Genomic DNA, 12759 nt, shown 5'->3' with positions numbered 1-12759 from the left:
GGAATGAAATGCTGAGTCCTTATATGTCGCCCATTGAGCGGGTGTGGTTCTACAGCTTGCGGATTCTCTGCGGCTTGATCCTGTTGTTCCTGATCCTGCCGGTGCTGGTGATCATTCCGCTGTCGTTCAACTCAGGGAGTTTCCTGGTGTACCCGCTGCAAGGCTTCTCGCTGCAGTGGTACCACGACTTTTTCGCTTCGGCGGAATGGATGCGGGCGCTGAAGAACAGCATCATCGTCGCCCCGGCGGCCACGGTGCTGGCGATGATCTTCGGTACGCTGGCGGCGATTGGCCTGACCCGTGGCGACTTCCGGGGCAAGCCGCTGGTGATGGCGCTGGTGATTTCGCCGATGGTGGTGCCGGTGGTGATCATCGGTGTGGCCAGCTATCTGTTCTTCGCCCCGCTGGGGCTGGGCAACAGCTTCTTCTCTCTGATCGTGGTGCATGCGGTGTTGGGTGTGCCGTTCGTGATCATTACGGTGTCGGCGACGTTGCAGGGGTTTAATCAAAACCTGGTGCGGGCCGCTGCAAGCCTGGGGGCTTCACCGCTGACGGCGTTCCGTCGCGTGACCTTGCCGTTGATCGCTCCCGGGGTGATTTCCGGTGCGCTGTTCGCGTTCGCCACCTCGTTCGATGAAGTGGTGGTGACCCTGTTCCTCGCCGGTCCCGAGCAAGCGACCTTGCCACGACAGATGTTCAGCGGTATCCGCGAAAATCTCAGCCCGACCATTGCCGCCGCGGCAACGTTGTTGATCGCCTTCTCGGTGATCCTGTTGCTGACCCTGGAATGGCTGCGTGGCCGCAGCGAAAAACTGCGTACCGCCCAGGTCTGACACCGGTCGTTATATTTGACGCCGCCCCCTGTAGGAGCCGGCTTGCTGGCGAATGGCACAACGCGGTTCACCTGACACACGGCGTTATGCTATTCGCCAGCAAGCCGGCTCCTACAGGGACAATGCGTAAATCGAGCACCGTCGATATCGAAAAGATCTACCGGGCGGTCTACTGATTATCGCGTCACGGTGCGCGCGTCAAAGCATGCGGTATACAATGCGCGCCATCGAGATTCTGCTCAAAAAAGGTGCGTCATGCAGCCCTTCGTCATTGCTCCGTCGATTCTCTCCGCCGATTTCGCCCGTCTGGGTGAGGAAGTGGACAACGTCCTGGCCGCCGGCGCCGACTTCGTTCACTTCGATGTCATGGACAACCATTACGTGCCGAACCTGACCATCGGCCCGATGGTCTGCGCCGCGCTGCGCAAGTACGGCGTGACCGCGCCGATCGACGCGCACCTGATGGTCAGCCCGGTGGACCGCATTGTCGGCGACTTCATCGAGGCCGGCGCGACTTACATCACCTTCCACCCGGAAGCCACGCAGCACGTCGACCGCTCCCTGCAGTTGATCCGCGAAGGCGGCTGCAAGTCGGGCCTGGTGTTCAATCCGGCCACGCCGCTGGACGTGCTCAAGTACGTGATGGACAAGGTCGACATGATCTTGCTGATGAGCGTCAACCCGGGCTTCGGCGGGCAGAAGTTCATTCCAGGCACCCTCGACAAGCTGCGTGAAGCGCGGGCACTGATCGATGCCTCCGGTCGTGATATCCGCCTGGAAATCGACGGCGGCGTGAACGTGAACAACATTCGCGAAATCGCCGCCGCTGGTGCCGATACCTTCGTCGCCGGCTCGGCGATCTTCAATGCACCGAACTACCAAGAGGTGATTGAAAAGATGCGTTCCGAACTGGCGCTGACCCGCCCATGAGTGGCTTTGAGCAGCTATTCCCGGGCGCTCTGCCGCGGCTGGTGATGTTCGATCTGGATGGCACGCTGGTCGATTCGGTCCCCGACCTCGCGGCGGCTGTGGATAACATGCTGCTCAAACTCGGCCGCGCACCTGCCGGGATCGAGTCGGTGCGCGATTGGGTCGGCAACGGTGTGCACATGCTGGTGCGCCGGGCACTGGCCAACCACATCGACGCCGAGGGGGTCGATGAGGTCGAGGCCGAGCATGCCTTGGAGTTGTTCAACGGCTTTTATGAGGACGGTCACGAGCTGACGGTGGTTTACCCTGGCGTGCGTGACACCCTCAAGTGGCTGAACAAGCAAGGCGTGGAAATGGCCCTGATCACCAACAAGCCGGAGCGCTTCGTCGCACCGCTGCTGGATCAGATGAAAATCGGTCGTTACTTCAAATGGATCATCGGTGGCGACACCTTGCCACAGAAGAAACCGGACCCGGCCGCACTGTTTTTCGTCATGAAAATGGCCAACATTCCGGCATCCCAGTCGTTGTTCGTCGGCGACTCGCGCAGCGATGTACAGGCGGCGAAAGCGGCGGGGGTCAAATGCGTGGCGCTCAGTTATGGCTATAACCATGGCCGGCCGATTGCCGAAGAGTCGCCGGCGCTGGTGATCGACGATCTGCGCAAGCTAATTCGCGGTTGCCTGGATCCGGCCGCTGAGATAACGTTGGCCGACGCTGTCCAACCCCCTTCTGGAAACGCCATCGTGGTGGTCACTCGCAAACTCTGGATGAAAGTCATCAAGGCCCTGGCCCGCTGGCGTTGGCGCGCCTGACTTGTTCCTGGCCGGCATCCCGGCGCGTTTGCATACCTGACTGTCAGACCCTCAAGCCACGAGGCTACCCCATGATCCGCGAAGAATTCCTGCGTTTGGCCGCTGCCGGCTACAACCGCATCCCGCTTGCCTGCGAAACCCTGGCCGACTTCGACACCCCGCTGTCGATCTACCTGAAACTGGCCGATGAGCCGAACTCCTACCTGCTCGAATCGGTGCAGGGCGGCGAAAAGTGGGGCCGTTATTCGATCATTGGTTTGCCATGCCGCACCGTGCTGCGGGTTCACGATCATCACGTCAGCGTGACCCACGACGGCGTCGAGATCGAAAGCCATGAAGCTGAAGACCCGCTGACCTTCGTCGAAGAGTTCAAGGCCCGTTACAACGTGCCGACCATCCCCGGCCTGCCGCGTTTCAATGGCGGCCTGGTGGGGTACTTCGGGTACGACTGCGTACGTTATGTGGAGAAGCGTCTGGGCAAATGCCCGAACCCGGATCCGCTGGGCGTGCCGGACATTCTGTTGATGGTCTCCGACGCGGTGGTGGTGTTCGACAACCTCGCCGGCAAGATGCACGCGATTGTCCTGGCCGATCCGTCGCAGGCCGATGCTTTCGAACTCGGACAGGCACGTCTTGAAGCGCTGCTGGAAAAACTCCGTCAGCCGATCGCACCACGCCGAGGCCTGGATTTCAGCAAGCAGCAGTCTGCCGATCCGGTATTCCGTTCAAGCTTCACCCAGGACGATTACGAAAAAGCCGTCGACACCATCAAGGAATACATCCTGGCCGGTGACTGCATGCAGGTCGTACCGTCCCAACGCATGTCGATCGACTTCAAGGCTGCGCCGATCGATCTGTACCGGGCGCTGCGCTGCTTCAACCCGACGCCCTACATGTACTTCTTCAACTTCGGCGACTTCCACGTCGTCGGCAGTTCGCCGGAAGTGCTGGTGCGGGTCGAAGACAACCTGATCACCGTCCGCCCGATCGCCGGCACCCGTCCGCGGGGCGCCAATGAAGAGGCCGATGTTGCGCTGGAAAAAGACCTGCTGTCCGACGCCAAGGAAATCGCCGAGCACTTGATGCTGATCGACCTGGGCCGTAACGATACCGGTCGCGTTTCGGAAATCGGCTCGGTGAAGCTCACCGAAAAGATGGTGATCGAGCGTTACTCCAACGTCATGCACATCGTGTCCAACGTCACCGGGCAACTGACGGCCGGGCTGACGGCGATGGATGCACTGCGGGCGATTCTGCCGGCCGGCACCTTGTCCGGGGCGCCGAAAATTCGCGCGATGGAAATCATCGACGAACTGGAGCCGGTCAAGCGTGGCGTGTATGGCGGAGCGGTCGGTTACTACGCCTGGAACGGCAACATGGACACCGCCATTGCGATCCGCACCGCGGTAATCAAGAACGGCGAGCTGCACGTGCAGGCCGGTGGCGGCATTGTCGCCGACTCGGTGCCGGCGCTGGAATGGGAAGAAACCCTGAACAAACGCCGCGCGATGTTCCGTGCGGTGGCGCTGGCCGAGCAAACCCCGGACGCCTGAGTTCACGCAAAACCTGTGGGGGCGGCGGTGCGACGATTCGACTTGCCCGCGAAGAGGCCGGTACATTCAACATCTATGCTGACTGACAGGTCGCCATCGCGGGCAAGCCCGCTCCCACAAGGGCCTCACCACCATAAAAACGCGGCGCCTGAGAGGACGCCGCGTTTTTTTGTGCCTGCACTTCACCCCGGTAGGAGCTGCCGAAGGCTGCGATCTTTTGACCTTGACCTTCGGTGATTTCAAGGCCGCCAAAAGATCGCAGGCTGCGCCAGCTCCTACACCGCCCGGTGCCCTTTGGGGTGTGTCGAATCAGAAGTCCAGCGCAACCCCAACGCTAAGCCCTTGCTGGGTAAAGTCATCGTCCTTGCGGAACGTGTACCCACCACGCAACGCCAGATCAGCCGTCAATTTGTGGCTAACGCCCAGGCTCACGCGATTCAAATGACTTTGCGGTGTGTAACCGTCGAGCTCGAAGTCCAGCGTAGGCAGACTATTTAGGGCGATGTTCACTTTCTGAGTGTCATCCTCGTATTCCCGCTCGAAGGCGTATTCGCCGAACACTTGAGTCTGCGGGGTGATCTGGTATTTACCCTGAAGACCGGCGCCCAGCCGTTTCGAATCGCGTTTCTGGTCATCAAAAGTCAGCGCCGTGGAACGATTGCCGTTTTCCGAGTAACCGTCGACTTCCACTTTCGCGTAATCGGCGCTGATGAACGGCGACAAGTGCCATTCGCTGCCCGGCTGCGCAATGTCGTAGCCGAGGCGGGTGCTGAAGGCCCAAAGATGGCCATCGGTATCACCCTTTTCCGCCCTTTCGCTGGCACCCAGGTCGAATTTGCGTTTGAGATTGTCGTAGTCCAGCTTGCCGCCGGTCAACGCGGCATCGGCCCACCAGCGATTCTGCTGGAACTGGGCGAAGGCGGTGGCCAGGTAGCTGTTGAGCTTGTAGTCCGAATCATTGCTGCCAGCTTCAAGGTTCTGCCGATAAAAACCTGCCGCCACACCGACTCGCCAGGCTTCATTGAGGCGGTAGCTGCCGCCGATGTTCAGGTTGTAACCGCTGCCGTCGGCGCTGGCGCTGCTGCTTTGGCTGTCGACATCCAGATGCTGGCCGCCACCGGCGACAATTGCGCGCCATTGGCCGACCGCCTGCCAGTTCTCCCAGTCCGATTGCCATTGGCTGCGCAGTTCATCCTGGTGCGCACGTAACGTGGCGTGGGCCATTTCCGGCAACAGGGTCAGCTCCCAAGGTGCTGCCAGCAAGGAATAGGCGTAGTCGGCAATCAGTTTTTGCCCGGCTTCGGTTGGATGGACACCATCGTTGTAAATCAGTTTGCCGGGATCCGCAGTGGCACTGTTGATGCCATACGTAGCATTTTCGGTGCAGCCGTTACCGCTGAAGCAAGTCGCCGTCAGGTTCTGGCCTGTAGCAAACCCGAATTGCGCCGGAGCGGCGAAGGTTTCCTGCAACAGCAGCGGAATGTTCAGCGGGATGATTTCGGCATCGATCCCCGCCAGTCGAGTGATCAGTTGCCGGTTGAAGACACTGCTCAGTTGTGAGGTGGGTGTCTGCAGCGGAGTGCCATTGATGGCAGGTGTCAAACCCAGGTCGGGCAGCAGCCAGACCATAATGTAACGAGCACCGGCGGTTTGCAGAACCTGGGCGCTGTTGGCCAGTCGGTCCGCCGCCGCATTTGCCTGAGCACCACTTTGTACCTGTCCCTGAAGAAAGTCGTTACCGCCCCCGGAGAGATAATACAGAGCGTTAGGATCGGCGCTGAAGTCGTTGGTCGGCAGATAGCCCGAACGCGTGCGTTCGCCCGTGGCGGAGGCGGTGGTGATTGAGGTCAGGATCTGGTCGGTGCGGTAACCGCCAACGGCCCAGTTATTACCGTCCGGTAGTCCCTGGCTCGCACGCGCCGCCGAGGTCGAGGCGGCCGTCTGGTCCGGTGAAAACCCGAGCCTTCCACCCAGCAGTTGGGTCGAGTTTGCGGAATAGACTTCGCCGCTGCCGTCCTGGTAAACCGGTCCGGTCCGGTTGGTGAAGCGCAGGGTCGAACCGGGAGGGCCGCCCGTGTCGGTAAACTGTCCGGCATCGTTGAGGCTATCGCCAAAGACGATGAAGTTCGAATAAGGGTTGGGCGCCGCGATAGCCTGGGTGCAGGCCATAGCGAGCAAGCAGCCGGCAAGCGGTACAGCCAACGTCTGTCTGATCATGAGCAATTCCGTTTGTTATTGTTTTAGTGAGCGAAACGACCGTGCCAAAAACTATAGAGTCTGTTGCCATTCGGCGCGAACCCTCGATTGTTTCATCGCGCTTCGATCGCCCCATATTGCACGCTCTGCCCAGCTAAGTTACTGTGCCAATACGTATAAATGAGACCTTCCCCGTGTTGATCGTCAGCAAACTTCTGGATCAAGTCATCAAGGCACACGCCCGTTGGCGTTGGCGCGCCTGAATCCTTCTGCCGGCCCGGCCGGATCTTTACCGCTTCGCCTTCTTTTACCCGCAAGACAACCCGCTTTGCTGCGCAATCCCGGCGACTGACAAAGCGCAGGACGCTGCGGGTAAATCGTTCGAAGGTTGAAATAAAGTCAGTGAATTCAAGAGGTTCTTAACGCCATGTTGCTGATGATTGATAACTACGACTCCTTTACCTACAACGTTGTGCAGTACCTTGGTGAGCTTGGCTCCCAGGTCAAAGTCGTGCGCAACGATGAGCTCACCATTGCCCAGATCGAAGCCCTCAATCCGGAGCGGATCGTCGTCTCACCCGGTCCTTGCACCCCGACCGAAGCCGGTATCTCGATCGAAGCGATCAAGCATTTCGCCGGCAAACTGCCGATTCTGGGTGTTTGCCTGGGCCATCAATCCATCGGCCAGGCGTTTGGCGGCGATGTGGTCCGTGCCCGTCACGTCATGCACGGCAAGACCAGCCCGGTGTTCCATGCGGACAAAGGCGTTTTTGAAGGTTTGAATCATCCGCTGACGGTCACCCGCTATCACTCGCTGATCGTCAAGCGCGAAACCCTGCCGGACTGCCTCGAGTTGACCGCCTGGACCCAGCTTGAAGACGGCTCGGTGGACGAGATCATGGGCCTGCGCCATAAGACATTGAACATCGAAGGTGTGCAGTTCCACCCTGAGTCGATCCTGACCGAACAGGGTCACGAGCTGCTCGCCAACTTTCTCAAACAAACCGGCGGCACGCGCTAAGGACTTTTAATGAACATCAAGACAGCCCTGAGCCGTATCGTCGACCATCTCGACCTCAGCACCGACGAAATGCGCGATGTGATGCGCGAAATCATGACCGGGCAGTGCACCGACGCGCAGATTGGCGCGTTCATGATGGCCATGCGTATGAAGAGCGAGAGCATCGATGAGATCGTGGGTGCGGTGTCGGTCATGCGCGAACTGGCGGACAAGGTCGAACTCAAGACGCTGGACGGCGTCGTCGATGTCGTCGGCACCGGCGGTGACGGTGCGAACATTTTCAACGTGTCCACCGCTTCTTCGTTTGTCGTCGCGGCAGCCGGTTGCACCGTGGCGAAGCACGGTAACCGTGCGGTCTCGGGTAAAAGCGGCAGTGCCGACCTGTTGGAAGCAGCAGGGATCTACCTGAACCTGACACCGGTTCAAGTGGCACGCTGCATCGATAACGTCGGCATCGGTTTCATGTTTGCCCAGACCCACCACAGTGCCATGAAGCACGCTGCCGGCCCGCGCCGGGAGTTGGGCTTGCGTACCTTGTTCAACATGCTCGGCCCGCTTACGAATCCGGCCGGGGTGAAACATCAGGTAGTGGGTGTGTTCAATCAGGCGTTGTGCCGGCCATTGGCCGAGGTGTTGCAGCGTCTGGGCAGCAAACATGTGCTGGTGGTGCATTCCCAGGACGGTCTGGACGAGTTCAGCCTGGCGGCACCCACCTATGTGGCTGAACTGAAAAACGACGAAATAACAGAATACTGGGTCCAGCCGGAAGACCTCGGTATAAAGAGCCAGAGTTTGTATGGTCTGGTGGTTGAAAGTCCGGCCCAGTCACTTGAACTGATTCGCGATGCTTTGGGCAAGCGCAAGACCGAAAACGGTCAGAAAGCCGCCGAGATGATCGTGCTCAATGCCGGTGCCGCGCTGTATGCCGCTGACCTGGCCAGCACGTTGAAAGAGGGCGTCGCCCTGGCGCACGATGCGCTGCACACCGGTCTCGCTCGGGAAAAACTCGAGGAGTTGGGTGCGTTTACCGCGGTATTCAAGGTGGAGAATGAGGGATGAGTGTACCGACGGTTCTGGAAAACATTCTGGCCCGCAAAGTCCAGGAAGTCGCCGAGCGCAGTGCTCGTGTCAGCTTCGCCGAGCTGGAAAGCCTGGCCAAGGTGGCCGATGCACCCCGTGGGTTTGCCAAGGCATTGATCGACCAGGCCAAGCTCAAGCAGCCTGCAGTCATTGCTGAAATCAAGAAAGCCTCGCCGAGCAAAGGCGTGATCCGCGAGCACTTCGTTCCCGCCGACATCGCTGTCAGCTACGAGCGGGGCGGGGCGACCTGCCTGTCGGTGCTCACCGATATCGATTACTTCCAGGGTGCCGATGCGTATCTGCAACAGGCGCGTGCGGCGTGCAAACTGCCGGTGATCCGCAAGGACTTCATGATCGATCCGTACCAGATCGTCGAAGCCCGCGCCCTGGGCGCTGACTGCGTGCTGTTGATCGTTTCCGCATTGGATGACGTGAAAATGGCCGAGCTGGCGGCCGTGGCCAAAAGTGTTGGCCTCGATGTGCTGGTGGAGGTCCACGATGGCGATGAGCTGGAACGGGCGTTGAAAACACTCGACACTCCGCTGGTCGGCGTCAACAACCGCAACCTGCACACCTTCGACGTCAATCTGGAAACCACGCTTGATCTGTTGCCGCGTATCCCGCGTGATCGATTGGTGATTACCGAAAGCGGCATTCTCAATCGAGCCGATGTCGAACTGATGGAAATCAGCGACGTGTATGCGTTCCTGGTCGGCGAGGCGTTCATGCGAGCTGAAAATCCGGGTACCGAGTTGCAGCGTCTGTTTTTCCCTGAACGCGGCGTTCCTGTCAGCGGCTCCACGCTCGACTGACGATATCTTTGCTGGCAACCCGATCCCCTGTAGGAGCGGGCTTGCCCGCAAAGAGGCCATCAAGCACCCCAAAGACTTCATGTCTTACGGAGTCATCCATGTCCCATCCAACCTCTCTTACCGTCGAAACCGGCTTGCTTGCCGAACAGGACCTGTTGGCCCATGTATGTACCGGTGACTCGGAATTTGGCCTGCTGTTCTGGCAACCAAGTGACAGGGCGCTGGTCATGCCGCGCCGATTGAATCGTCTACCCGGGTTCGACGCCGCGTGCGAGGTGTCGGCGGCGGCAGGTTGGCCTGTGTTGTTGCGCGAAACTGGCGGTGAGCCAGTACCGCAATCGGCATCGACCATCAACATCGCACTGGTCTACGCACCACCCCGCAACGAAGGTGACCAGAACCGTATCGAAACCGCCTACCGGCGACTCTGCGATCCGATTTGTCAGCTGCTGGATGAGTTGGGCGGTGTCTCGTCCCTGGGGGAAGTGGATGGGGCATTCTGCGATGGCCGTTTCAACGTCAACCTCGATGGACGCAAGATGGTCGGCACCGCTCAGCGCTGGCGCCAGAGCAAAGGCGGGTCGCGTCCGGTAGGGTTGGTACACGGTGCTTTGTTACTGGATAACGAGCGCGAGTCGATGGTCGCGGCAGTCAACCGCTTCAATGAAGCCTGTGGTCTTGAACAGCGGGTTCGCGCCGAGAGCCACATCGCCCTGCATGAAAAATACGCCGCCCCGGATGCACTGGAACGGCTCGACGGGCTGTACCGCCAATTGCTGGCAGAGATGCTCGGTGCTTGATTTTCAACGCTTGAGTTTTCGAGCTTAGCGCGTACCGAAGACCACCATGGTCTTGCCTTTGACGTCCACCAGGTCACGCTCTTCCAGATCCTTGAGCACGCGTCCGACCATTTCACGGGAGCAGCCTACGATCCGTCCGATTTCCTGACGGGTCACCTTGATCTGCATGCCGTCGGGGTGGGTCATGGCATCTGGCTGTTTGCACAGTTCCAGCAGGCAGCGAGCAACACGTCCGGTCACGTCAAAAAACGCCAAGTCACCCACCTTGCGGGTGGTGTTGCGCAGACGTTGTGCAATTTGCCCGCTGAGTACGTAAAGAATGTCCGGATCCTGCCGGGACAACTCGCGGAATTTCGCATAGCTGATTTCCGCGACATCACATTCAACCTTGGCGCGCACCCAAGCGCTGCGTTCCTGTTCCAGGCCGGCCTGTTCAAACAGACCCAGTTCACCAAAAAAGTCCCCGGTGTTCAGGTAGGCGATGATCATTTCGCGGCCATCGTCGTCCTCGATCAGGATGGTGACCGAGCCTTTGATGATGAAGAACAGCGTGTCCGAGCGATCTCCGGCGCAGATGATATGGGTCTTGGCCTGGTAGCGACGGCGCTGGCAATGCATCAACAGTTTGTCGAGGTTTTTGATTTTGGGCGTGGGCGCAATAGCAACCATGGTTCTATCCCGAAAAGACTGCACGGAGTGTTGGTTTTTCTAGGGGCTGGCGAAGACTGCAATCGTTGTTGTCAGCAACGAGGCTGGCTATGCGCCAGCTAATTGGCGCAGCTTAACAGACACTTCCTGCAATATTCGAGCATTTACCTACGGGCGCGGCAGGTATGTCCCGGAAGGCGAGCGCTGTCAATCAAGGGCCCTGTGCTAAGCTGGCGACCCTTTTTTATACAGTGGAGTCTTGGCGATGAAGGCACGCATCCAATGGGCTGGCGAAGCCATGTTCCTCGGCGAATCCGGCAGCGGTCATGTCGTGGTCATGGACGGTCCGCCTGAAGCCGGCGGTCGCAACCTGGGTGTCCGGCCAATGGAAATGCTTCTGCTGGGTGTTGGCGGTTGCAGCAATTTCGACGTGGTCAGTATCCTCAAGAAGTCCCGCCAGGCTGTCGAAAGCTGCGAAGCTTTCCTCGAAGCGGAACGCGCGACCGAGGATCCGAAAGTTTTTACCAAGATCCACATGCACTTTGTGGTCAAAGGCCGTGGGCTGAAAGAAGCCCAGGTCAAACGCGCCATCGAACTGTCTGCAGAGAAATATTGTTCGGCGTCGATCATGCTCGGCGCGGCCGGTGTTGCAATCACCCACGATTACGAGATCGTCGAGCTCGGTTGAATCGCCGCGCAACAGGGCAGACTGAAGCTACAAGCAATAAAAAGGCGACTACCTTACGGCAGTCGCCTTTTTATGGGCTGAAAATCCACCGCTGTGGCAGCGGTGGTGCGGCGATCCGACTTGCCCGCGAAGAGACCCTATCAAACAACGCAGCCGTCAGATCCGATAAGTACTCTTGGTCATCACCTTGGCCAACAGACCCATCCCGAATTTCACTGGCGCCGGAAAGCGGAAACCGCCAGCATCCAGCGCGCTTTCAGCATGCTGCTCTTCATCGATGCGCATCTGTTCGAGGATCGCCCGGGACTTTTCATCTTCCGCCGGCAGTTGCTCAAGGTGTTCGTTCAGGTGCTTGCAGACTTGATGCTCGGTAGCCGCAACGAAACCCAGGCTGATTTTGTCGCTGATCAGCCCGGCCACCGCGCCAATCCCGAACGACATGCCGTAAAACAGGGGATTGAGAATGCTGGTGTGGCTACCTAACTGATGGATACGTTGCTCGCACCAGACCAGATGGTCGATTTCTTCTTCGGCAGCGTGTTCCATGGCGGCCCGCACTTGCGGCAGTTTGGCGGTCAGGGCTTGACCCTGATACAACGCCTGGGCACAGACTTCGCCGGTATGGTTGATACGCATCAGGCCGGCCACGTGCCGGGTGTCTTCGTCGCTCATTTTCGCATCCGGCTGCACAATGGCGGGCGACGGACGGTACGGTTGGCCGCTGGAGGGCAGCAGGGTGCGCATCGCGGCATCGGCTTGCAGCAGAAGACGGTCAATCGGCGAGTAGTGACGTTGGGTAGTCATGCTGACCTCCGGGAAGAATCTCGGCGGCCAGTTTAACCCAATCGGCCGGTGAAGGTTTGCGCTGGGTCATTGCGTCGCAGGCTTGATCTGTAGGAGCCGGCTTGCCGGCGATGGCGTGCAAAAGATCACCTCAACATCGGCGATCGCCATCGCCAGCAAGCCCGGCTCCTACAGAGGACGATGGTGGATCAGCCCGGCGGCCAATGCATCTGGCGCTGACCCAATACATGCATATGAATGTGATAGACCGTCTGCCCGCCCAGCGGATTGCAGTTCATGACCACACGGAAACCTTCTTCGCAGCCCAGTTCCAAGGCCAGACGCTGGGCCGTGAACAGAATATGCCCGGCCAATGCCTTGTCGTCCTCGGTGAGGTCGTTAAGGGTGCGCACATGTTTTTTCGGGATCACCAGAAAGTGTACCGGTGCCTGTGGGGTGATATCGTGGAAGGCCAGTACCTGGTCGTCCTCGTAGATGATCTTCGCCGGGATTTCCCGGTTGATGATCTTGGTGAACAGAGTATCCACAGCAGTTTCTCCGTTGTTTGGGCTGGACTGAGTGTACCCATGGGAGATGCAC

Annotated in this window: 13 protein-coding genes; 9 read left to right on the top strand and 4 right to left on the bottom strand. The window is 59.2% G+C overall.

What is annotated here, in order from left to right; all coding sequences use genetic code 11:
* Positions 1-8: 8 nt before the first annotated feature.
* The 4 genes from ACA062_RS30485 (at position 9) to trpE (ending at position 4131) form a co-directional block, all read left to right on the top strand.
* A complete protein-coding gene (locus ACA062_RS30485; RefSeq protein ID WP_497454284.1) occupies positions 9-833 on the top strand; it encodes an ABC transporter permease in 825 nt (274 codons plus the stop codon).
* Positions 834-1088: 255 nt separating this feature from the next.
* Complete coding sequence (gene rpe, locus ACA062_RS30480) at positions 1089-1763, top strand: ribulose-phosphate 3-epimerase (protein WP_028621492.1); 675 nt, start codon at positions 1089-1091, stop codon at positions 1761-1763.
* Complete coding sequence (locus ACA062_RS30475) at positions 1760-2578, top strand: phosphoglycolate phosphatase (protein ID WP_128873954.1); 819 nt, start codon at positions 1760-1762, stop codon at positions 2576-2578. Before rpe ends, ACA062_RS30475 begins: the two co-directional genes overlap by 4 nt.
* A gap of 71 nt (positions 2579-2649) precedes the next feature.
* Positions 2650-4131: an anthranilate synthase component I gene (trpE, locus tag ACA062_RS30470; protein ID WP_497454283.1), complete on the top strand. Its 1482-nt coding sequence runs from the start codon at positions 2650-2652 to the stop codon at positions 4129-4131.
* 309 nt (positions 4132-4440) lie between these two features.
* Here the strand turns inward: trpE and estP are convergent, their stop codons facing one another.
* Complete coding sequence (gene estP / locus ACA062_RS30465; RefSeq protein WP_497454282.1) at positions 4441-6348, bottom strand: esterase EstP; 1908 nt, start codon at positions 6346-6348, stop codon at positions 4441-4443.
* A gap of 406 nt (positions 6349-6754) precedes the next feature.
* Here estP and ACA062_RS30460 point away from each other — a divergent pair, with 406 nt between their 5' ends.
* From ACA062_RS30460 to ACA062_RS30445, 4 genes are all read left to right on the top strand, one after another.
* Positions 6755-7348, top strand: coding sequence for an aminodeoxychorismate/anthranilate synthase component II (locus ACA062_RS30460; RefSeq protein WP_497454281.1), 594 nt, complete (start codon positions 6755-6757; stop codon positions 7346-7348).
* Between the two features lie 9 nt (positions 7349-7357).
* The gene (gene trpD / locus ACA062_RS30455) at positions 7358-8407 is read left to right on the top strand and encodes an anthranilate phosphoribosyltransferase (protein ID WP_128873950.1); all 1050 of its coding nucleotides are present in this window, start codon (positions 7358-7360) and stop codon (positions 8405-8407) included.
* Positions 8404-9240, top strand: coding sequence for an indole-3-glycerol phosphate synthase TrpC (trpC, locus tag ACA062_RS30450; RefSeq protein ID WP_497454280.1), 837 nt, complete (start codon positions 8404-8406; stop codon positions 9238-9240). Before trpD ends, trpC begins: the two co-directional genes overlap by 4 nt.
* 98 nt (positions 9241-9338) lie before the next feature.
* A complete protein-coding gene (locus tag ACA062_RS30445) occupies positions 9339-10040 on the top strand; it encodes a lipoate--protein ligase family protein (protein WP_497454279.1) in 702 nt (233 codons plus the stop codon).
* A gap of 24 nt (positions 10041-10064) precedes the next feature.
* On the opposite strand, the gene crp is transcribed toward ACA062_RS30445, so the two are convergent.
* The gene (gene crp, locus ACA062_RS30440; protein ID WP_497454278.1) at positions 10065-10709 is read right to left on the bottom strand and encodes a cAMP-activated global transcriptional regulator CRP; all 645 of its coding nucleotides are present in this window, start codon (positions 10707-10709) and stop codon (positions 10065-10067) included.
* Between the two features lie 244 nt (positions 10710-10953).
* Between crp and ACA062_RS30435 the strand changes: the two genes are divergently transcribed.
* Positions 10954-11376, top strand: coding sequence for an OsmC family protein (locus ACA062_RS30435; protein ID WP_020295492.1), 423 nt, complete (start codon positions 10954-10956; stop codon positions 11374-11376).
* 156 nt (positions 11377-11532) lie between these two features.
* Here ACA062_RS30435 and coq7 read toward each other — a convergent pair whose 3' ends face one another.
* Together coq7 and ACA062_RS30425 are read right to left on the bottom strand one after the other, a co-directional pair.
* Positions 11533-12180 carry a 2-polyprenyl-3-methyl-6-methoxy-1,4-benzoquinone monooxygenase gene (gene coq7, locus ACA062_RS30430; RefSeq protein WP_128873946.1) on the bottom strand — a complete coding sequence of 216 codons (648 nt, stop codon included), beginning with the start codon at positions 12178-12180 and terminating at the stop codon, positions 11533-11535.
* A 188-nt stretch (positions 12181-12368) separates the two neighbouring features.
* Entirely contained in the window at positions 12369-12707 is a 339-nt protein-coding gene (locus ACA062_RS30425; protein WP_497454277.1) for a histidine triad nucleotide-binding protein, read from the bottom strand.
* Positions 12708-12759 lie beyond the last annotated feature (52 nt).

Source organism: Pseudomonas sp. LBUM1679 (assembly GCF_059695565.1).
This window is presented reverse-complemented; position numbering and strand designations above follow the sequence as displayed.

Coding starts and splice junctions, on each gene's coding strand:
- rpe (WP_028621492.1), top strand. CDS start 1,089: ATGCAGCCCTTCGTCATTGCTCCGTCGATTCTCTCCGCCGATTTCGCC.
- ACA062_RS30435 (WP_020295492.1), top strand. CDS start 10,954: ATGAAGGCACGCATCCAATGGGCTGGCGAAGCCATGTTCCTCGGCGAA.
- ACA062_RS30475 (WP_128873954.1), top strand. CDS start 1,760: ATGAGTGGCTTTGAGCAGCTATTCCCGGGCGCTCTGCCGCGGCTGGTG.
- ACA062_RS30485 (WP_497454284.1), top strand. CDS start 9: ATGCTGAGTCCTTATATGTCGCCCATTGAGCGGGTGTGGTTCTACAGC.
- estP (WP_497454282.1), bottom strand. CDS start 6,348: ATGATCAGACAGACGTTGGCTGTACCGCTTGCCGGCTGCTTGCTCGCT.
- trpC (WP_497454280.1), top strand. CDS start 8,404: ATGAGTGTACCGACGGTTCTGGAAAACATTCTGGCCCGCAAAGTCCAG.
- trpE (WP_497454283.1), top strand. CDS start 2,650: ATGATCCGCGAAGAATTCCTGCGTTTGGCCGCTGCCGGCTACAACCGC.
- trpD (WP_128873950.1), top strand. CDS start 7,358: ATGAACATCAAGACAGCCCTGAGCCGTATCGTCGACCATCTCGACCTC.
- crp (WP_497454278.1), bottom strand. CDS start 10,709: ATGGTTGCTATTGCGCCCACGCCCAAAATCAAAAACCTCGACAAACTG.
- ACA062_RS30460 (WP_497454281.1), top strand. CDS start 6,755: ATGTTGCTGATGATTGATAACTACGACTCCTTTACCTACAACGTTGTG.
- ACA062_RS30445 (WP_497454279.1), top strand. CDS start 9,339: ATGTCCCATCCAACCTCTCTTACCGTCGAAACCGGCTTGCTTGCCGAA.
- coq7 (WP_128873946.1), bottom strand. CDS start 12,180: ATGACTACCCAACGTCACTACTCGCCGATTGACCGTCTTCTGCTGCAA.